We start from the raw sequence: 20,777 nt of genomic DNA on the forward strand, positions 1-20,777 counted from the left end.
AGTTAAAGGAACGCTTATGAGTTGAATCCGCGAAAATACGCTTGCAAAAACTAAAGATTCTTTTTGTTTTACTTTTTGAATGTTATATTGCCAATGGTCGACAGTTCTTATGCTCACAATTGTGACCTGATTATCACACTTGTCCAAGATAAATTGCTCTTTGAAAAGTTCTAAAAAGTATCTCCGGTTTTGGTTATAGTGTTTTTGACGAAAAACCAAACCAAAATTTAACCCGGAGATGTAGCTATGATAAAGGTTGCCAGTGTATTTGCACAAGTTCTTTCTTTGGTCGATCACCCTAAATTTTCGCTTTCTGTCGCTAAGCTTGGTGCCGAGAAAGGTGCGAAAGGTTTCCGCTGCTGGGAGCAGTTCGTGTGCATGCTGTTCTGTCATCTGGCTGGGGCCAATTCGCTCCGTGAGATATGCGGCGGGCTGGCGAGCTCGGCAGGCAGGATGGTTCATCTGGGCATCAAACGAATGCCCAAAAGATCAACGCTGAGCTATGCCAACAACCACAGGCCCTGGCAGGTATTTGAGTCGACATTTTATGAGCTGCTCGGCCAGGCAGACCTGCTGGCGGCGAAACAGAGACGGCGGTTTCGCTTCAAGAATCCGCTGGTGAGCATCGATTCGGCCACCATCGACCTTTGCCTGAGCATGTTCGACTGGGCGAAGTTCCGGCGTGCCAAGGGAGCGGTCAAGCTTCACCTGATGCTCAATCATCAGGGCCATCTGCCCGGTTGGGCTTTGGTCACCGACGGCAAGATGGCCGATGTAAAAGTGGCTCAGAAGCTCGAATTTGCCCCTGAAACGCTCGTTGCGATGGATCGCGGCTATGTCGATTACGACATGTTCGAGCGATGGACGGCCAGGCGGGTCTGGTTTGTAACGCGAGCGAAGAAGAACATGAAATACCTTTTCGTTCAATACAACGAGGTCCCCGAGCGGAGCAATCTGATTGCCGATGACATTATTGAGCTGGTCGACAAGCCCGGCCTGCGGCTGCGGCGTGTTGTCGTGTGGGACAAAGAGAACCTGCGGCCGATCGTGCTGCTTACCAACCACATGAAGTTCGCGGCAAGTACGATCGCCGCTATCTATAAGGAACGCTGGCAGATCGAGCTGTTCTTCAAGGCGATCAAGCAGAATCTGAAAATCAAGACTTTCGTCGGCACCAGTGAGAATGCCGTGAAGATACAGATTTGGACAGCATTGATAAGCATACTGTTGCTGAAGATACTGCAGATGCGAAGCCGGATCGGCTGGAGCTTGTCAAACCTGGCCGCGATGCTGCGTTTTAATCTGCTCAGCTACACCTTAATCCCAGCAATACAACACTGCTTAGCTGCGTCATTTTTGCGTCAGTCGCCAGTGGTAAACCACTTGAAAATGTAGTTTTATTCACTTGCTATTTAATTGTAACCCTCGTTATTGCGTCAAAACCGCATGTAAGTCCTTGCTAAATAAGCGTTTATGAGCTATCTATAGGACTGTCGATCCGAAGGCTGAGGGTTCGAGTCCCTTCGACCTCGTTTTCATAAGTCTCTGTGAGTTAAGCACTTACAGAGACTTTTTTCATGTCCCTTGTTTTTGGTAGAGCCATTTTGGGCCAAAGTTCGTCAAAAGTTCGTCAATTCGCCCAGAAGTTGTTCCTGTATCTTTCTAGCCATCTCTCTGTCAGGTGTGCCTACAGATAAATAATACTTTCTGGTTGTTTCAATTTTTGAGTGACCAGCTAGCTCTTGAACAACATGAATTGGCAGAACCTTGGCCCAGTTTGTCATGCAGCTTCGCCTGAGGTCATGAAAGCAAAATTCACTGACTTTTGCCTGCCTGCAAAATCGCTTCAGCCTCGTAAGCATGTTGTTGATAATCTCGCTGTTTTCGTCCCATTTGTTCTTGCTCCTTCGTTCCAGGATGTGCATGAGTCTCCGGCTGGTAATGAATACGTATGGGCTGAATTCATCTGCCTCATTCTGCAAATCCGCTAGATATTGCATTACGCTTTCTGGAGCAGGAACAATTCTACTCTCATGGTCCTTAGGTTCCCAAGAAAGCAGCGTGTCTGTTTCCCGTTTGGGAGCAAAACTGACTTCGTTGTTTTCAAAGTTGATATCCGCCCACGTTAAGTTCAAAAGTTCATCCTTACGTCCGGCGGTAGTATAAGCTACGGACAAGAATGTCTTCCACCACAGATTGTTCGCAACGTCGAAAACTTTTGAAAATTCTTCTGCCGAAACATACTTGACTGGTTTGTCGGCAACCTTACGTTGTTTTATCTTTTCGAAAGGATTTGCCCCTTCAGGCAGATAACCACGTGGACTTATAGCACGATTGAAGATGCTCTTCAGAGTCCTGATGTCCTTGTTGACTGTGGCTGGTGAAAGACCCTGCGAAAGCCTTTCTGAAACAAACGATTCCGCACATCGAGGCGTGATCTTTTCCAGCAAGATGCTTTCGTTTACGTGTTTTTTGAATAGATCTAAAGCTCTCATCTGATCCTTCAAAGTTGAATGTGCAACTTGTCCCTTCATCAGCTTCTTGTGTTCCTTGGTAAAATCTCTCAGTGTGATCTGTCTGGGCTTATCGGACTTACCGATATCGACTTTGTCCTGGATACTTCTTGCGTAGTCGTAGGCCTCCTTTCTGTCTTTGAAGCTCTTTGAAAGACGTTTGCCCTCTGAATCATACCAGCGAACCTCCCAAGATGACTTTCTGCGTTTGGCCCAGAGATTCTTCGGTATCGGCTTACCGGTTTTATCCAAAGGTACTTTTCCATAATAGTTTCTGTTAACACTTACTCTAGTGTGTGCCATAGTTTGTCTCCTTATACAAGACAAGCCCAGCACCACTGCAAATTGACCAAGGCATTATACAGTGGGACCCTTACAGGCGCAAACTTTTTCTGGCCAAAGTTAGGTTTATTGCCCTCACGACTCTGTCTTCTTATGGAGAAATTTTTCCAGCTCTTGCTTGAGGAACCAGACTCTGCGGGCGTATTTGGTCGCATTCAAAAAACCGTTGTCTCGCCAGTAATTGAGTGTTCTTTTGGCCGATTTTGGTGTATGGCCCGTCTGGTCCAGGCGAAGGAACATCGCAGCTTCGGTCGGCGTCATCAGGTCAGGGAAGTTTTTCGGTCTTGCAGGCCAGGTTTTTTCGTTGGAGTTGCTGTTGTTTTGCAAGGCCATAGTTCTCATCTCAGCATTCGTTCATTAGATTCTTTTTTGTTTTCGTCTGTGCTTGTATTTTTGCGAAAACGTTCTTTGGCCTGCCTCAGGAACCTGACGAGAAACAGAAGGATCGAAATCAACAGTATGGTTAAAGCCATTGCGGTATAGGGAAGTAGAATGACACCGATTGAGTCACCAAATTGCCTTACCATCCCAACTACTGCAAGTATTGAAACGCATGTTGCCAGCGTGATCGAAATTGGCAGATTGTAACACAAGGATGTTCTTATCGTGTGAAAAATGATCACTAGCAGGATGACGAAGACAGGTATGACAAGTGAAATATCCAAGAATTGGTCCATGAGAAAGCTCCTCATAAAAACAGAATGTTTGAGATTACAATTCGCAGGAGGCATATGCTGATGGCAGTCACGGCAAGCAGGGTCCTGCGTGAATACGTTTCGTTTATCATGTGCGAAAGAAAACGATCGAGGAGGCCAAGGATGTAATCGATCAGTGGGCTTATTGCTTTGATTGTTTGTTCGAGCCGAGGAAACTGCCAGCGGTCATATACTGCTTGTAAAATGATCATCAGCAGGATGACGTCACATGCTACGAAGAACAGATGTGCCATAATTATTAGCAATGCTGGGATCAGGCTCATCGCAATATCTCCTCATTTATGGTTTTCATTGGATCTTCAGGCATGCTGACTGTTACAGGCGGTGATGCTGATGGCATGTTTAGGTTTATCTGAGGAAGGTCATTCAATGACAGGCAGGCCATGTTTTGGCAGAACAGAATCCATTCATCTGGAGAAGGGCAGTCAGTGAAATTTGTGCTCTCGACAGCTGACTCGAATAGACTCACTGCGTCCGGGTAAGATTTTTGTAATGAACGTTTTGGAAGCGCCAGGAGACTGGCAAGGAGTAGCGGATGCGAGAGCCGTACAATGAAGGTTTAGCGAGCCACATTGGCCCCGAGTCATGTGGGTGGGTCGGTAACGACACATCTGAAGCGTTGACAGGGGTACATGCGGGCCGGGTATTGAGCCGCGTAAGTTCTTGCGTAACAGATCGGAGTGCCGACGCTGTCGAAACTGTCGGAAGGCAATACTGGATACGCCGTTATCGCAAGGCATATTCAGACTCCGCGCGGTCGAAGACCCCGTGCACGCATGGAAACTCTTTGCACAGGAACTGGGAGATCCTGTGTTCAGCCTTATCCAAAGAATCTGGAAAGGTTCGCACTGCAAATCCAGAAGGAGCAACGCAGTGATGCACGAGCACAGGAAGTCGGACAGTCCCATAGTACCGGAGACGCTCTTGAACAAAGATTGTGATACATTACAGTCGGCGGAGAGAGCCGAGGGAAGGGGACTGACCAAGGGCAATCCGTCCCAGCAAAACAGGTGCCGGACTCAGAGCCGGGCAGGCCTGCAAAGTGCGTTGGAACGGATACGGCAGGCAGCGGCCGGGGACAATAAGCTGCGGTTCACCTCGCTTTGGCACCATGTCTACAATGTAGAACGCCTCAGAGAAGAATATTTCAGCATCAAAAGACAGGCAGCAGCAGGCGTAGACGAAAAGACATGGCAGGAGTATGGGGAAGACTTGGAAGAAAATCTCCAAGACCTCTCAAGCCGACTAAAGCGCGGGGCATATAGAGCCAAACCCGTCAAGCGGGTTTATATCCCAAAGTCTGATGGACGGCAGCGTCCCATTGGTATAACTACCATAGAGGATAAGATCGTCCAGCGGGCCACGACAACTGTACTGAATGCCATATACGAGACTGATTTCAAAGGCTTCTCGTACGGCTTCCGTCCAGGTCGTAGTGCTCATAATGCTCTTGATGCTGTAACAGTCGGCATACTCAAACGCAAGGTGAACTGGGTGCTCGATGCCGACATATGTGGATTCTTCGATGCTATCGACCACAGTTGGCTTATAAAATTCATTGAGCACTGGATTGGAGACCAGCGAGTAATTCGCCACATAAAGAAGTGGCTCAATGCTGGTGTGCTGGAAGAAGGCAGGCGAGTACAGTTTAAAGAAGGTACTCCACAGGGAGGAAGTATTTCCCCTCTGCTGGCAAACATCTACCTTCACTATGTATTTGACCTTTGGGCCCATCAATGGCGTAAGCGAAACGGCCAAGGCCATGTTATCATGGTCCGGTACGCAGACGATATCGTGGTGGGCTTCCAGTACAAATCGGACGCAATGCGGTTCCGGAAAGATATGCAGAGCAGGTTTTGCAAGTTCAATCTGGAATTGCATTCCGACAAGACCCGCCTGATTCAATTCGGCCGTTTTGCGGCAGAGAGAAGGGCGGCTAAAGGTCAAGGCAAGCCTGAAACTTTTGACTTTCTTGGTTTTACGCACATCTGTGCCAAATCAAGCAAAGGCACTTTCAAGCTGCTTAGACTCCCAATTCGCAAGCGTGTGCAGGCAAAGCTGAAGGAAATCAAGGAGCAGTTGAAAATACGCAGGTATACGTCCATACCGGAAATGGGGCGATGGCTCCACTCTGTGGTGAGTGGCTGGTACCGCTATTATGCTGTTCCGAATACCTTTCGTTATCTTGGCAAGTTCAGACGGCGGGTTGCCTGGCTGTGGTTCAGAGCATTGCGACGGCGCAGTCAGCGAAGCAGGATGACCTGGAGTCGAATGTACAAGCTGATGGATAGATGGCTTCCTAAACCGAGAATCTTGCACGCATATCCCCAAGCTCGTTTAAAGGCTGCACGTTATGACCCAAGGCAGGAGCCGTATGCGGTAATCCCGCACGTACGGATCTGTGCGGGGGGCTGTGAGCAATCACAGTCCCTACCGCGACCACAATTTTGAAGTGGATTAAAAAAGTCCTTTCGCTGGTCGATGGTATTTACAGTACATAACTACCATTTAGCCAGAGAAAGGACTTACGATGCAAAAGAACGAATCGGACAGATCGGTTGCGAATTTGAACAAAGCTATTAAAATTGACGAATCGCAGATTCAAAACCACCTCCCCGAGTAGGACTCGAAACTTAATCCTAGTGGTTAACAATCTACAAGGAATAAGGGTGCCAAACATGTAAAGATGTGCGATTCGGGTGCAGATTTATTTTACCGAGTCTGGTTTGCTTTCCTCTGCGTCACTTTTGCGTCAGTCGCCAGTGATAAACCACTTGTAACTTACAGTTGTATAATTTGTATCCTACTTGAAAACCATGTTAAAGCTTCCAAAGCCGAGTATAAGTCTATGTTAGTAAAGGACTTATGCTTGGATGTCTGGACTCATAATCCCTTGGTCCGGGGTTCGAATCCCTGCGGGCCCATACTTGTAACTCTAGGCCAGTCAAGCACTTATGCGTGACTGGCTTTTTTCGTTTTCTCTCAAAACAGGGGTGTGCAACAGATTTGCAACAGAAAACTGCTGCAGAGCCTGCTCACTGGCACGCCTGGTGCGGTCCACAAGGTCGTCAGAAACCGCCAGATAGAACTTTCTGGTCGTCTCAAAACTTGAATGACCTGCCATGTTCATCACGTCCAGTTCACTCAGCCCTGACCGCAGCCAGTTAGTCAGACACGTCCTGCGCAGATCGTGAAAGGTTGTGCCCTCGATGTCCGCCTGTTTGCAGATTCGCCGCCATTGTCTGTCAAAGTTGTTCAAGGGGCTGGTACCATCTGTCTGCGACCAGTTACCGTCAGTGCGCTTCTGCTGAATCGTCGCATAGCGTTCCTGAGATATGAACACATATGGCAGCTCATCGGGACTCTCTTCACGTGCAGTGCCCAGCAGCGTTATAAGCTCCTCAGTTAGCGGCAGGGTGCGTCTCTCAGCGTCTTTTGGTGTCCAGGCCCAGGTTGAGTCTGTATTCGCTTTCGGGGCGACTGTGACGGTCTTGGCATCCGTGTCGATATCCGACCATGTCAGATTCAACAGCTCACCCCTTCTCATGGCAGTACCCAGCGCCATGCGGAGCAACATATCCCAATCCAGTGTGCGACATTTGACAAAACTGTTCGCAGCCCGGAGCAACGCGATTATCGCATCGCTGTCGAGTACATTGATCGACTGCGGGCTGTATTTCGGCGTTTTGACCCACCTGAATGGATTTTCATCAAGCTGGCCTCGCTGTACACAGAGCTGGAATATCCGCTTGAGGTGACGGATCTTCTTCGCTGCGGTTGCAGGCGTTTGTCCGTCATCCAGGCAGTACTGCACCAGGCGTTCACCATGTTCGTGACGGACAGACCGGTAGTCAATGTCTCCCACCGCTTTGACCAGGGTTTTCATCGAGTTTTTTGCTACCAGCATGCTGCTTTCCTTTACCTGACCTTGAGTACGGGTCTCGTAGTCCTCAAACAGTTCCATCAGTTTCATCGGAAGTGCCTGACGATCTCCCATTCTCAAGTGACGTTCGAGTCTGGTCCTTTCCTGTTCGGCCTTTCGCTTGTTTGCATGGCCGAGAGATTTCTGTCTGCGTTTGCCTTTGTCATCGATGTAAATGAGATAATATGTAAAACTTTTGCCGTCTCTTGACGGTCTTTCCCAGAGTCTCACTGCGTCTTGCATCTGATACCTCCTTTCCGACGCTGGCCGGGACCCGGGTTGACCGGGTCCCATTATAGCCAGTTTGACTGTTCAATGCTAGTGATGATCCATAAATCCCATTTGCCCTTCGAGCCAGTCTCGAACCGCAGGCAGATAGTAAAGCACACGGTTGCAGATGCGTATCCTGGGCAGGTCACGCATTCTCTTGAGATGCTCGATGACATTGTGGTAGTCTGAGGCATCACTGATCTCTGGGATTCTGAGGTACTGAATAAGCTCCGGTTCGGTCATAAGCTCTGGATAGCTGGCTGGACTGTTTGACCTTTCTCGTTCCACATGTAGTTTTCTTTTCTCATTATTCATATAGAATTCCAATCAATCATTTTCAGTTCATTCGTCGAGTCTCAACTCCAGTAAACTCCTTGCAACTTCGTGTGAGATCTTGCAAGTCGTGGGATATCTTGCCAAATCTTGCAAACTCCTGTAAGCTCATGAGACATCCTGCAAGTTCTTGAGAGTCCCTGTAAAGCCTGTAAACTCGTGTAAGCTCTTGTGATCTCTTTCAATTGTGATCTCTTTCAATGTCCTGTGAACTCCTGTAAGTCATCACAGGTCCAGTCCCAATGTGTCATCCAGAGTACGGGCTTCATACTCTAGTGCTGGTAAATAACGATACTCTGACGCCTTGCGTCGATTACCACTTTTAACGAGTTCCAGAATTTCTTGGTCAACAAGCGTCTTGAGAAATCTGCGTGCCCTCGGCTGACTGATGCCCAAAATCTTACCGGCATCATACCCAGATAGCCAAAAGAGTCCGTCCCCAACCATAAGTTGAAGTTGGTAGCAGACTTTACCCAGCAGTATAAGTCGCTCGTCGGAGAATATTTCAATTTCCAGTGGTGTGTCCATTTTCTTCGCTTTATCAACAGCCTTTTGAAATGAGAAGCCTTTGGGAATTCGAATTTTAGGCCAGACTTCGATGAATTGTGACCAAGCTTCGTCCTCGGACAGAGTGTCACCATCTTCATCTAGAAGAATGTCTTCTAGTTGCTCGTAGCAATGGTAAAAAATGTCTTCTAGCTGGTCCTCGTCAATATTTTTTGGAATGCCTAATCCTCGTAAGTATTGACATAGAACGAATATATCGTGATTGTCGATGCGGCTAACATCAGGCGAAGGGTTTTCAATTTCTTCCCTTACTTTAGGTATGATTCTATCTATCTTCTTACGCCACATTTTTATCTCCATTCTTGTGAATAACTGAAGTTTGTAATTTCTGCTGGGGTTTGTAGGGCCGATATGCCCACAGCGGACATGCAAGGCTCGTACACTTCCGAACCTCATTCCTCTGCCACATCATGCATTCGAGGCAAAAGCTATCCACCGCAGCTCTAAGACTCTTTCCTGAAACGGCTCTGGCGTACTTAGCCTGATACGATCTGGGCATGTCAGACCGACGCTGTGCAATCTTTTCGGCCCGCTTAGAGCTTGACGGCGAAGGGCAGAAATGGTAATCTCCAGTTGACTTAGTTTTTCTTTGTGGGGCCGTTGTTCCAGCAGCGGCTTCGCTTTTTTCACTGAGCATTCAACGCCTCCTTCCTCTGTTCGAATTCTTCACGAGAAGGGCAGTTCCACTCGAGGAACAGCTCCATGTCGGATGATCTCCAGCGCACATTGCCTCCGATCTTCACGGGTGAAGGGACTTTGGCTGACGCCGACAGCCTGTGCCAGGTCCTGCGACTGATGCCGCACATCCTGGCGCATTGCTCCGATGTCAGAAGAGGGGGTTTGGGGTGTGACGACTCGCTTGCGAGTGTCAGAACGTCGTTTTTCATGACTTGGATCTCCAAAAGATAACAACAATGTTTTTGTCTAACTTCTGGAGACGAGTTTAAGGAGCTTAGTTTGGGTAACAAGCAGTAAACCCGGGTAAAGCGAATTACCTGGTGGAATGTGTTAAATTCGGGAGGGGAAAAGTAAGGTGTTAAACTCTTATCGTCATACTCGTGGTATTGATTGAGGCGGGCTTTTGGCTCCAAATCGGACAAAAAATACATCTACTGGTTTTTAGCTTTGGCAAATTGCTGCCGAGACCGAAAAAAATAATGTAGGTAAATCATTTACCTGTCTTTAGAATTTCCATTACCTTTGCGGTATAATGATTCTTTGTGAAGCCCATACATTTTTTTCCACCACTGTCGCGGGAAAAAAAGTTGCTTCTTACATTTAAAAAGCGTGTTCTGCCTAGAGTGCCTAAAGTTGTACGCTTCCCAAGTTTCGTCAGCATGTCGTTTTTCTCCATATTTGACCATGATTAATCCATCACTTTTGCAGGCATTTTCTTGAAGTTTTTGTAGCTTACTACGGTTAAATTTGCTGCGGGGATGTAGGTCCTTCATTTCTTTGCTAGTAATAAAGTATTTTTCCCAAGGTTCACTAGACAAAGCAGCTGACTTGTCTACATTGAATGTTTGCAAGTAGCTCAACGGAAATTCCTCTGCAATTGACGGGTCGATTAAAGCCATCAGCAGTCGTAGCTCTTCTAATAACCGTTCTTGCTCTTCTGCTAGTTCTTCAATGGCCTTCTGTATATCAGAATTTGTAGGAGTCTTTAGCTCGCTCATGTAAGGGTCTTCAGGTGTAGTATGGTAACTAAGCTTATCGAACAATAAGTCCCTGAAGGTTTGACGCCGGTAAATCAATCCTTCAAATAACGTGGAAAGATTATCCTTATACTTCTTCAAGAAGATTCCCGATTCTTGAGCGATGACACACAATATTGGCCAAAAGCGAATCAGCTGATCAATTAGATGGCGTTGGTGCTTATAATAATGGTAGCGTTGGGAATCTTCTATCTGTATGTACTCAGAAAGATTCTTATACAGTTCTGTGAAAATTCGCGCTTCCTCTGTTAGGCAAACAAACTGAGTATTACTTTTACTGTCAAGACCGGTACATGCTATCTGGCGGAATTTACTCAATTGGGGAAAAAGGTAGTCATCCCCCTTAACAACTATCATAAAGAAAGTGCTACTGCAATCTGGCAGATCATATCTTTTTGATGTTTCTTCGAATAACAAAGAAAAGTAGTCACATTCGTCAGTAAGCTGCACTCGAAGTTCCTCACCTAGTTCAACAAAAGAATCCCAGGCATCTTCCAGTTCATCCAGCAGGTTTTCACACCGCTCAATCATGTCTTCTTCGTTTTCACTTCCCAGGATCTTCACCATTTCCAGATAAAGAACCTGTGCACGTTTTATGATCTTTTTCTTTTCCATAGACCAAATTTTACTTAGAACCGTTATGATTGCAACTGATTGTCACTGATTTACTATATTCGGCAACACGAATGCTATTTGAACAGTGGAAAACAGGCGAAGTATAGGACATTCAGGCAATTGTGTCTGTCGGGCAAGGCATTTTTCGCTGTTCAGCAGTAGTGAACTTTGGTAGATTTGAATATGGAGAGGTTACCCCTCCGTTTCGGTGTAGACTTCGTTACTGGAAGTACAAAAGAGTACACCGAACACCTATCCTTATCCCCTTTGCGCCTGTCCGATCTCAGAAAAGCTCTGCTGGTGTCCATTTACGATTCCAAGCAGATTGAGCCATTCCTCCCTAAACAAGCATTTCCAAGACCTCTGAATCCCTTCTACAACTCTCATACCCAAATGCTGAGATCTCCTCAGTAAGGCAACATCTGAATAGGGGGGTACAGTCTTGGGCTTTCAGTCGGCCTTCTGTATTCGCCCGCGTATAGGCAGGTTACCCGACCAAGCATGTCGCAAAGCCAGCTCGGTGAAATTGGGATTTTTGTACGCGCGGTTTTTCTCTACAGCAAGGACCCTCCCCCTTGTCCGGGACGTACCCCCGCCCCCCAAACCTCACACATACCAGCGAACCCACAGAAAACCGCCCACCGAGCACGGATACTGTACGTCTCAGCTCAGCCCGCCGTCATCACCTTTTCGAATTGAACGTCCCAACCCCCTCTCCTGTTCCCTTCAGAGGAGAGGGGGCTAATTCAAAAGGTTCTGCTAATACAAATTAACGTTCAATTCAGAAGGGACAGAAAATGAAGAAGGAATCCGTAAAGGTCAAGGTACGAAGGAAGCATGCGAAGGGCGAAACAATCAATTCCGGCACGATCAACTGGTGCAAAACCATTCATTCGGGCCTGCGAAAGGCCAGGCAGCCGGTCGTTTCCACCATGGCTCACATCCCATTAGGCAAGATGACTGCATCTGTCAGGAAGCGTTCGATCAGCCTGGGCAAACGGTGCCTGCGAAAGAAAAGCTGCTAAGGCCAATGACACCAACAAAACTATCATTCAGATCAGCACGAAAAAAGCAAATAGCTTGTTTCATAAGAAAGGAATGAAGATGACAGATTTACAGATGCTTCACGCACGACTGGAAGACCTGGCGTACCATGTTACCGAACCGTTCTGTTACGGCTGCTACATCAAGGTAGAGGGCGAGAATTGCCCACGCTGCGGCAGCGACGACCTTATGCGGCACCTGGAGGGCGTCGGCGTCGAATATGGCACAGAATGGATCATAGAAAGCCTTATCGAGAACAACTGTGAGCCGATCAACGAGGAAGAAGCCTACTCGGAGCTGCTGGACGAGATCTACGGTGAAGTGCAGTTCGATGGTATCGTGTTCTATCCCTCGGACATCATCCGCGAGCTCGATCCTGTGGCTTTCCGGTGCGGGTGCAATGACTACCTGGCTGCTGAAGAGTCTGACGGCCAGCTCTACGAAGTTAACGGCAGATATTACCGCCTGTACGATATCGAAGAGATGATAGCCGACCTGGACTGCTAGTCCACAAGGGGAAGGTGTGATTTACAGACACCTTCCCCGAGCAATTATATACTTATCATATCATTCCATAAACCGCCTCTCAGGGCCAGTTTAACCGGCCAGCAGGCACGATATCTTGACAGGGGCGTTCAAGGCAGGCTTATTATCTTAAAGCCTCAAACGCGGCCTTCACTCCTTTATCCGGCCTTGGGGACAGGAGTAATCTCTGGCGTATTGGAAGTCCTTGGCCCTGCAGTACATTTTGTCTGTGTCCTCTGCTAGCTCCGCAAATGCACAATTTTCGCATTTCACCCAGCTCGGACTGAGCAGACAAGCAATTCCGTAGACTCCCCAAACGATTCCAATCAAAAACGCAGCCCCAGCCAGCGTACTGGCGAGGTCCTGTGCATATATCCTCGCTTCTTCGTTAATCAGCCTGACTAGCACATACATGGCAGGTGGTATCAGGCAATACCACGAAAGCCTCTTTGCCCATTTGTTCGATACTTTACGCATCTGTATTCCTTTCCGTTTAGGTATTCAGCCCGTCTATTCCTCTGATCTCTGCAGCAACTGCATGCCTTTCCACCATACCTCGTGCAGGAACTCCGAGTAATCACTGTCGCCTGCCAGCTCGTCACCTGCGGCATTTTTGAAGTTGGTGTAGTCTATATCGGCAGCCAGCTCAGCACCTATCCTGGCCCAGACTTCCCGGTCCACAACAAGCCTGCACGGGTAGTCCGTTGTGCTTGAGGTCTTCAGCGGGACATCCCGAAGTTCGGCAAACCGGCCCTGCAGGTTTCGCAGATGCCCGGCCTTTCTGGCCCGCACCATGACCTTGCCGGGACTGATCCGGTCGTTACCTCTAACCACGCTGAAAAAACCGTACCTGGTACACAACCACATCAGTCATCTCTATTCGACTCGCTCAGCAGCCAGTCAGACTGTTTTGTATGTGCCCTAACATGCTTGAGCTTCATAAATGCCTTCTGCTGATTAAGCTTGTTGGCCTGCTGATCCTTGCGGAAGATGTGCCTGAGGATTCCCTCCAGCTCCCTGACCTCTTCCTCCCGTATATTATCCCACACCTCAAAAACCGAGCAGTGGGTCCACTCGTCACCCTTTTTGCTTCTATGTCGCCTCAGTCTGCCGCGAATGCTGGCTTTATTTTCTCCCCCGGCCATGCCGATATACACAACATCATACATCTTGCTCTGTGGGTCGTGCTTGTAAAGAACGTATATTCCGCGTGTGCGAGGTGGAATGCGGTCGATCTCTGCCTGCGGCATGTACTCAACGCAATTCTTGACCAGCCTTAGCTCACTGAATGCCATCTTGCTGTGCTCCGAAAAAAGGACCATTTCGCCAGTGCGGGCTGCTGCTCAGCAACCTTGCGGGGAATCTAGGGGGGATAATAGCCGGAATTTTTACCGCTGTCAAACCGGAATACACATCTGCGAAAAATGCCGATTTCCAGCTTGCTTTAATAGGGCCTGGTTGGATGTTAGCAGGCGGCTTGCTATGAATGAGTACCTTCTCCAGGGTCTGCTAGTCCATGCCGGTCTCGCGGATGATCTGACGCTTGCTGACGCCCTCGACCGTATCTTTCGAAAAACACATTTGCCCATTGTTTGAGATCTAAGTACATCTTTCTGATGCTTTCTGCCTAAGTCAATATCGTAACATTATGGTCGATAAAAACTTAAGTTTCAGCAGTTCTAGAAAGCCGCCACACTTTTTGTCCGGCTGTACAGGTATATCATTTTCTGCTGCTAAAATTAGCGTTGTTTGAAGCCAGTTCCAGCCAAATAACATAAAGCGAACGCCACTTTAATATTACGCAAATATAATCAGTTTACATTTTCACGCGAATCAAGTGTTTGACAAAGCATTTGAATGGATTCATGCAGCAGCTTATCAGGCCTGAAGTGTGCTGTAACAAACAAGAATTAGAGGAGGGTGTCTTTATTGGGTGTGTTGCTCAATATTTTGAATGCCCTGCGACTTTTCAAATGAAAGGTTAGTGAAAATGAGAGAACTGAAGAATCTTACTTTGCTGGTTGCGTTGGTCGCAGTTAGCCTCCTGGGCAGCGTCAATGCCGCCAATGTAGATGTGACGAGCGATATCGCAACATCTACAACGTGGACATCTGACAATGTTTACAATCTGGTGGATCAGATCTACGTTCTGCCTGGTGCATCTTTGACGATCGAGCCGGGTACGCTCATCCAGAGCGGCTCTCAGGTCGTAGAAGGCGGCAGCCTGGCTGTTTGCCGTGGCGCAAAAATCTACGTCAACGGTACAAAAGACAATCCTGTTATCATGACTTCCTGGCAGGATGATCTTATCAACTGGCACGAGGGCTGTAATGAATGGGGTAATCTAACCATAATGGGCGATGCTCTTATCTCAGCATCTCACTATGGTGGTCAGCCTGTTGGCAACAACACCAAGACTCCTACCGGCCTTAACGAAAAGCAGATGGAAGGACTGGTAGCCGACAGCGCAAGCGACACCAAGGTAATGTACGGCGGTGCAAACGATAACGACGACAGTGGTTCGATCAACTATCTGTCAATCCGTTATGGCGGTAAGGTTATCGGTATGGCAAACGAGCTCAACGGTCTTTCGCTCGGTGGTATTGGTCGCGGAACGGATATCAGCCACGTTGAGATCATGAACAACGTTGATGATGGTATCGAGATATGGGGCGGTACAGTTGGGCTTAAGTATGTCAACATCTGGAACGTTGGTGACGACAGCTTCGATGTCGATCAGGGCTGGCGTGGCAAGGCTCAGTTCGGCCTGATCGTTCAGGGCTACAGTGCGGATGCCAAGCAGGGCTCAGGTGTTGGTGACAACTGCTTCGAGACCGACGGTGCGGAAGATTCCGACGCTCAGCCCATAACGACTGCATCTGTTTACAACTTCACAGTAGTAGGTCAGCCTTACAGCGGTGACGGTGCAACAACCTGGCGTGACAACGCTCGCGTTCAGTATCGCAACTGTGTATTCATGGACATCGGTGAAGAGCTGGTTCGCTTTGACGGTGACGACGGTGACGGTGCAAGCGGTTATGGTTACAACGGCACACTTTCATGGGCGGACACCTGGGCGACCGATTACAGCTACTCTACGACGGCTGCTATGCCCAACGCAGGAAGTTGGACACCTGGTGCTTTCAATGATCCCTCAGTCATGTACACCTCCCAGATCGACGGAAAACTCGCTGAGATCACTGACAGCGTGTTCTACAATCTCTCTGGCGATGCAGATGATCAGGCAACCGCAGTTGGCGTTCACGATGTTGCAAGTGAAAATGTGGCAGCCAGTGCAATGCCCATTCAGGATCTGCAGCGTGGTGCCACAGTTGTCGTTAACAACAAATACGCAATGGCACCTGTAGAATTCATCAATCCTTGTGCAGCTAACGATGCGGTATCAAGCGTTTCGACGGCTCCGGCAGACGGCTTCTTCGTCCCTGCTCAGTATCGCGGTGGATTCAGCTCCAACAACAACTGGCTGGCAGGCTGGACCGCAGTTGACGCATACGGTATGACTGACACTACAATGAATCAGCCTAACGGCGACATCAACTCTGACGGTATTGTTGACCTGAAAGACATTTCGATCATAAGCAGTAATTGGCTGCAGGTTAACTAAGTTTCATATCTGTAAAAAAGATTTTTCCTTTTCTGGCTGGTGACGGGGCACAATGCTCTGTCGCCGGCTTTTTTATGGTTTGCGGATACTCCAACAAAGGGTTGATTTTCATACAAAAGTAATGTGGTTGCTAACGAATTTGCATTCAAACGCTAACGTGTTAGCAATATTGCGGTAATGATACGCAAACATTTCCTGAATAAACTCTCTGCAGCTTATTCGAATGGACAATCAAAACAAGCTTACCAGTGCCGGCAGGGTATTTTTTGACAGCGGCCTCAATGATCCGGAGACATTTATGTCTAACATTTTGAAAAAGAATTTCGTGTTTATATTTGTATCCCTTTTCCTGATTTTAGCCCAGGAGAAATCTGCTGCGGATGCAGGAGACCCCGCTGAATCGCTGCAGCAAAAATACTCTGCAGATGCAAGTGATGATTGCAATGAAAAATTGTTGAAAACCGCTTTTGACGTTGCTTCAAAGATACCTGTGGATCCGCACATTAAGGACCGTTCAAAGGCACAGCAAAAGGTTGTTGGGACCTGTCTGCTGTTGGATCGACCGCACCTTGCTGTGAAATTTATTGAAGGCATAAAAAACTGGCGACAGGGTCTGTGCTATGCAGAAATGGGGCTCTATTATGCGAAAAGACACAACGAATTAAAAGCCAAAAAATGGCTGGGCATGGCAGATATGGTTGCGAATGAAGTTGAAGATTGGCGTAAAAATAGGATAAATATTAAGGTTGCTCAAATTTATAGCTGGCTGGGAAAGGCCGGAGAAGCTGATCGGATAGAGAGTACCCTTGAGGCTGGCGAAAAAGGTCTTATAGAAAGCGGCACCATTACTTCAAACCCCAACAAGACCATTGAAGAGCAAATGCATGAGCTGGATGAGCACATTGCCACTGGCAATTTTGATGCTGTAAAAAACTCTCTTTTTGCTTATGCAAATATTTACAGAGAAAAATACGCTGACACTGATATACGAAGCAAGGTAGAAGAAAAGATCAAGTTCTCATGGAAGCCCATCCCCGTCTTCATTCGCATTGAACTCTTATGTGAGCTTGCTGAAGCTGCAGTTGACAATGAAGACGAACAAAAAGCTATGGACCTGTTGAAAGAAATCCAGCAGCTTCTTGACGCGTACGACTGGCCTGTTAGACATCTGATCCCTATGGGTGCCAGGACCGCCTTGCTCAGAGCGAAAGCTGGAAATAATGCCAATGCTGTTTCAAAAGCAGATACTTTACTCAAGCTTTACGAAGACAAAGAATCATCGATCGTAGACATATACAAGGCTGAGACGCTGATTCCGCTGGCAGAAGCGTACCATTCCATGGGGCAAGATGGCAGGTCGCTTTCTGTTTACAGGAAAGCTCTGCTGGCGGCATTTGAGAATCCAAATTCTCGCCCGCGTGCTGAGGATCTCTCCGCAATCTGCTGCTCGATGGCTTTGAATGGAATTGAACTGGATAAGGAGCTGTGGGGGCTCATTTTTGAATTGAGTAACGAATTGGGTCAGCCATGGTAAAAGCATCTGTTTGTCTCCGAATATTTCTGATCGTCGGTTTGGTCTGTTCTCCTCTAGCGGCTGCTAGAAAGGCTGGCGGTATAAGGGGAATGGTCTATGATCTGGACTTTGAGGCGCCGCTCGCCGGGGCCCAGGTTACCATTGCTGAAACCGGCGAAACCACCGAGGCGACCGATCAGGGCAATTATGTTTTCAGCGAGGTAAAGCCGGGTACATATACGCTCGTGTTCTCGAAAGACGGCTACACCCGCAAGGTCAAAGCCGATGTTGTGGTTTCACCTGGGCGAATGACCGAGGTAAATGCCAGTCTGTCCGGAGAATTTCTGGACATGGAGGAATTTGTGGTTCAGGATGTTCAGATCGGTACGGGTACAGAAGCGGCTTTGCTTGATCTTCGCATGAAAAGTCCTGAGCTGCTGGACTCGATAAGCTCGGAGCTGATGAGCAGGGCCGGTGCCAGCGATGCGGCCGGTGCTTTGAAGCTGGTTGCCGGTGCTACTATTCAGGACGGCAAGTTTGCAGTGATCCGTGGCCTGCCTGACAGATATGTGAACTCACAGTTGAACGACATCCGCTTGCCAACCGCTGATGCGGACAAAAGGGCGGTTCAGCTCGATCAATTCCCTTCTTCTGTCATCGAAAGCATACAGGTGAGCAAGACATTCACTCCGGACCAGCAGGGCGATGCGTCCGGCGGTGCGGTAAACATCATCCTGAAGGGTATACCTGAGCAGAGCATTCTAAATCTCAAGACCGGTATCAGCTTCAATTCACAGGTGTACGGCGAGAACGATTTTCTAACTTATGATGGCGGTGATCTTGATTTCTGGGGCATGCAGGATCGTGGGACCGCTGATGGGATCAAGGCAGGTGCACCGGTGAACAATAACGTCGCAGCAGGTGTTTCTACCGGAGGAGCTCCCACCGACTACAATTGGTCGGTGACAGCCGGCGGAAAGCACGAGTTTGAAGAAGGTTTCAGAATAGGTGCTCTGGGCAGCTTTTTCTACGAGACGGACAGTTCGTTCTATGATGACGGTATTAACGACAGCAGGTGGTTTGTGCCAGAGAAGGGCATAATGGAACCTCAAACCTCACCTGACGTTTCAAAAAAAGACGATCCTACAACCCAGGAGTTTAACACTTCGCTTTTTGATGTGACACAGGGGACCGAAGAAGTCAAGTGGGGCGGTCTTGGAGTTTTGGGACTCGAAACCGAAGCACACAAACTTTCACTCGCGTATATGTATACGCATGTAGCTGAGAATGAGGTAACGCTTGCTGAGGACACTCGCGGCAAGGAGTTCTATTTTCCAGGCTACGACCCCACTGATAATACGGATCCCGGCAACGCGATGGATTCGCGTTCGACAGCGCCTTATCTGCGGACCGAGACATTACAGTATACCGAGCGAACAACAGAGACTTTGCAGTTCAGCGGTACGCATGAGCTGCCGGATATGGGGTTCGGTTTCGGCGAAAAATTCCGGTTCCTTGCTCCCGAATTCGATTGGTACGTTGCGACCAGCTCTGCTGAGATGTACCAGCCGGACAAAAGACAGTTCGGTACCATATGGCTGCCTGAGTCTGCCTGGGACCCACCTTTGGATCAGTTTTTAGATCCTCTGCCGGCGACACATACCCAGCTTCAGCCCGGTTCGTATATTACGTTCGGTAATTATCAGCGCATATGGAAAAGCATATGCGAGGAGAGTGATCAGTACTCTTTGAACATAAAGTTCCCGTTCGAGCAGTGGACCGGCGATGAGGGCTACTTCAAGTTCGGTATCTTCAATGATGACGTCGAACGCAACTATAAGCAGGAATCTCTCAGCAACTCGGGGCTCGGAGTGGACGGATACGAGGCTGCTTTCAATGAATTCTGGAGCAGTGTCTTTCCTAATACCAATCCCGATGATCTTCCGGTTCAGCCCGGCGTGGATCCCGATGTCAACTACAGAGGTGAGCAGCATATTTCGGCATGGTATTATATGGCGGACATGCCGTTGAACCCGTACTTTAATATAATCGGTGGTGCAAGGTTTGAAGATACTGATTTGAGCATTGTGAATACGCCTGATGATATCGATGACGTGACTCTGATTGGCATAACTCCTGACGGCAATCCCATAGAGGTTGCGATGTCACCTGACAACAAAGGTGACGTATCTTACAAGCAGCAGGATGTGCTGCCTTCTATTGGTTTCTCTTTCAATCCCGCGAAAAGCCTCACCATACGCGGATCTTACAGCGAAACTGTGGCTCGGCAGACCTTCAAGGAGCTTTCACCCATTCAGCAAACCGAATATCTTGGCGGTGATGTTTTCATTGGTAATCCGGATCTGAAGATGAGTGCCTTGAAAAATTACGATATCCGCGTTGATTTCACTCCATACGAGGGTGGACTGTTTTCCGCATCTTACTTTCGAAAAGACATCACGGATCCGATCGAGTATGTGCGAATGATCGCCCCGACAGGCGGCTATGCCTATACGACAGCGATTAACTATCCTGAAGGTCAGCTTGACGGATTTGAATTCGAGATTCGCCAGAAGTTGGATATGCTTTCGGAAAAACTTAAAGGATTTTCTGTTGGCGCGAACGCAACATTGATCAATTCCGAAGTCACTCTGCCTTCGCCCGGTTTTGGTCTGCCGCCCGAATTCCAGATCGCTAAACGTGATATGACAAACGCTCCGGAGCATCTGTATAACATCTATCTGACATATAATCAGCCACGGACAGGAACCAACTTGGGGCTTTTCTATACCGTACGCGGCGACACACTTGTCGCAGGTGCGGGGCAGTCAAACGGCAATCTTATTCCGAACATATACGAAACCGAATACGGCACACTGAATTTTACCATGTCACAAAAGCTGAACGACACTTGGAAGCTCGGTTTCAAAGCTAAGAACCTTCTGGACCCTGCCATCGAAAGTGTCTATCGCTCACCAGTAGGGGATGTGACCAAAACTTCGTACCATAAAGGAATGGAGTTTTCGATCAGCCTTTCGGCAACGTTTTAAGGCCCGAAGATACAAAAAAGCTGGATT

General features: G+C 48.1%; 18 protein-coding genes. 7 read left to right on the top strand and 11 right to left on the bottom strand.

The window, feature by feature from the left end:
- Positions 1–246 precede the first annotated feature (246 nt).
- Positions 247–1,395, top strand: a complete 1,149-nt coding sequence (locus tag STSP2_RS09365) for an IS4 family transposase (protein ID WP_146662064.1) — start codon at positions 247–249, stop codon at positions 1,393–1,395.
- Positions 1,396–1,619: 224 nt separating this feature from the next.
- Here the strand turns inward: STSP2_RS09365 and STSP2_RS09370 are convergent, their stop codons facing one another.
- From STSP2_RS09370 to STSP2_RS09380, 3 genes are all read right to left on the bottom strand, one after another.
- Complete coding sequence (locus STSP2_RS09370; RefSeq protein WP_146662066.1) at positions 1,620–2,816, bottom strand: tyrosine-type recombinase/integrase; 1,197 nt, start codon at positions 2,814–2,816, stop codon at positions 1,620–1,622.
- A gap of 114 nt (positions 2,817–2,930) precedes the next feature.
- Positions 2,931–3,197: a helix-turn-helix domain-containing protein gene (locus STSP2_RS09375; RefSeq protein WP_169853111.1), complete on the bottom strand. Its 267-nt coding sequence runs from the start codon at positions 3,195–3,197 to the stop codon at positions 2,931–2,933.
- Between the two features lie 346 nt (positions 3,198–3,543).
- Positions 3,544–3,834 (bottom strand): hypothetical protein, encoded by a 291-nt coding sequence (locus tag STSP2_RS09380; RefSeq protein ID WP_146662070.1) that lies wholly within the window; start codon positions 3,832–3,834, stop codon positions 3,544–3,546.
- 613 nt (positions 3,835–4,447) lie between these two features.
- On the opposite strand from STSP2_RS09380, the gene ltrA reads away from it, so the two are divergent.
- Entirely contained in the window at positions 4,448–6,022 is a 1,575-nt protein-coding gene (ltrA, locus tag STSP2_RS09385; protein ID WP_146662072.1) for a group II intron reverse transcriptase/maturase, read from the top strand.
- A gap of 493 nt (positions 6,023–6,515) precedes the next feature.
- Here the strand turns inward: ltrA and STSP2_RS09390 are convergent, their stop codons facing one another.
- From STSP2_RS09390 to STSP2_RS09415, 5 genes are all read right to left on the bottom strand, one after another.
- Positions 6,516–7,736, bottom strand: coding sequence for a tyrosine-type recombinase/integrase (locus STSP2_RS09390; RefSeq protein WP_169853112.1), 1,221 nt, complete (start codon positions 7,734–7,736; stop codon positions 6,516–6,518).
- A 75-nt stretch (positions 7,737–7,811) separates the two neighbouring features.
- Entirely contained in the window at positions 7,812–8,078 is a 267-nt protein-coding gene (locus STSP2_RS09395) for a hypothetical protein (protein ID WP_146662076.1), read from the bottom strand.
- 243 nt (positions 8,079–8,321) lie between these two features.
- On the bottom strand, positions 8,322–8,951 hold the full coding sequence (locus STSP2_RS09400) for a hypothetical protein (protein ID WP_146662078.1): 630 nt from the start codon (positions 8,949–8,951) through the stop codon (positions 8,322–8,324).
- 338 nt (positions 8,952–9,289) lie between these two features.
- Positions 9,290–9,550 carry a helix-turn-helix transcriptional regulator gene (locus tag STSP2_RS09410; protein WP_146662082.1) on the bottom strand — a complete coding sequence of 87 codons (261 nt, stop codon included), beginning with the start codon at positions 9,548–9,550 and terminating at the stop codon, positions 9,290–9,292.
- 285 nt (positions 9,551–9,835) lie between these two features.
- Positions 9,836–10,993 (bottom strand): hypothetical protein, encoded by a 1,158-nt coding sequence (locus STSP2_RS09415; protein WP_146662084.1) that lies wholly within the window; start codon positions 10,991–10,993, stop codon positions 9,836–9,838.
- 797 nt (positions 10,994–11,790) lie between these two features.
- Here STSP2_RS09415 and STSP2_RS09420 point away from each other — a divergent pair.
- Together STSP2_RS09420 and STSP2_RS09425 are read left to right on the top strand one after the other, a co-directional pair.
- The gene (locus tag STSP2_RS09420; protein ID WP_146662086.1) at positions 11,791–12,018 is read left to right on the top strand and encodes a hypothetical protein; all 228 of its coding nucleotides are present in this window, start codon (positions 11,791–11,793) and stop codon (positions 12,016–12,018) included.
- Between the two features lie 79 nt (positions 12,019–12,097).
- On the top strand, positions 12,098–12,544 hold the full coding sequence (locus STSP2_RS09425) for a hypothetical protein (protein WP_146662088.1): 447 nt from the start codon (positions 12,098–12,100) through the stop codon (positions 12,542–12,544).
- Between the two features lie 168 nt (positions 12,545–12,712).
- On the opposite strand, the gene STSP2_RS09430 is transcribed toward STSP2_RS09425, so the two are convergent.
- The 3 genes from STSP2_RS09430 to STSP2_RS09440 are packed head-to-tail and all read right to left on the bottom strand — an operon-like array spanning position 12,713 to position 13,857.
- Positions 12,713–13,039: a hypothetical protein gene (locus tag STSP2_RS09430; RefSeq protein WP_146662090.1), complete on the bottom strand. Its 327-nt coding sequence runs from the start codon at positions 13,037–13,039 to the stop codon at positions 12,713–12,715.
- A 33-nt stretch (positions 13,040–13,072) separates the two neighbouring features.
- Positions 13,073–13,429: a hypothetical protein gene (locus tag STSP2_RS09435; RefSeq protein WP_146662091.1), complete on the bottom strand. Its 357-nt coding sequence runs from the start codon at positions 13,427–13,429 to the stop codon at positions 13,073–13,075.
- On the bottom strand, positions 13,429–13,857 hold the full coding sequence (locus tag STSP2_RS09440) for a GIY-YIG nuclease family protein (RefSeq protein WP_205847854.1): 429 nt from the start codon (positions 13,855–13,857) through the stop codon (positions 13,429–13,431). Before STSP2_RS09440 ends, STSP2_RS09435 begins: the two co-directional genes overlap by 1 nt.
- Before the next feature lie 695 nt (positions 13,858–14,552).
- Between STSP2_RS09440 and STSP2_RS09445 the strand changes: the two genes are divergently transcribed.
- The 3 genes from STSP2_RS09445 to STSP2_RS09455 all read left to right on the top strand — a co-directional run bounded on the left by STSP2_RS09445 (position 14,553) and on the right by STSP2_RS09455 (position 20,750).
- A complete protein-coding gene (locus STSP2_RS09445) occupies positions 14,553–16,187 on the top strand; it encodes a hypothetical protein (RefSeq protein WP_146662093.1) in 1,635 nt (544 codons plus the stop codon).
- A 223-nt stretch (positions 16,188–16,410) separates the two neighbouring features.
- Positions 16,411–17,721, top strand: coding sequence for a tetratricopeptide repeat protein (locus tag STSP2_RS09450; RefSeq protein ID WP_146662095.1), 1,311 nt, complete (start codon positions 16,411–16,413; stop codon positions 17,719–17,721).
- Between the two features lie 89 nt (positions 17,722–17,810).
- A complete protein-coding gene (locus STSP2_RS09455) occupies positions 17,811–20,750 on the top strand; it encodes a TonB-dependent receptor (protein WP_169853113.1) in 2,940 nt (979 codons plus the stop codon).
- The last annotated feature ends 27 nt before the right edge of the window (positions 20,751–20,777 follow it).

The sequence above is a fragment of the Anaerohalosphaera lusitana genome, assembly GCF_002007645.1.
Taxonomy (GTDB): domain Bacteria; phylum Planctomycetota; class Phycisphaerae; order Sedimentisphaerales; family Anaerohalosphaeraceae; genus Anaerohalosphaera; species Anaerohalosphaera lusitana.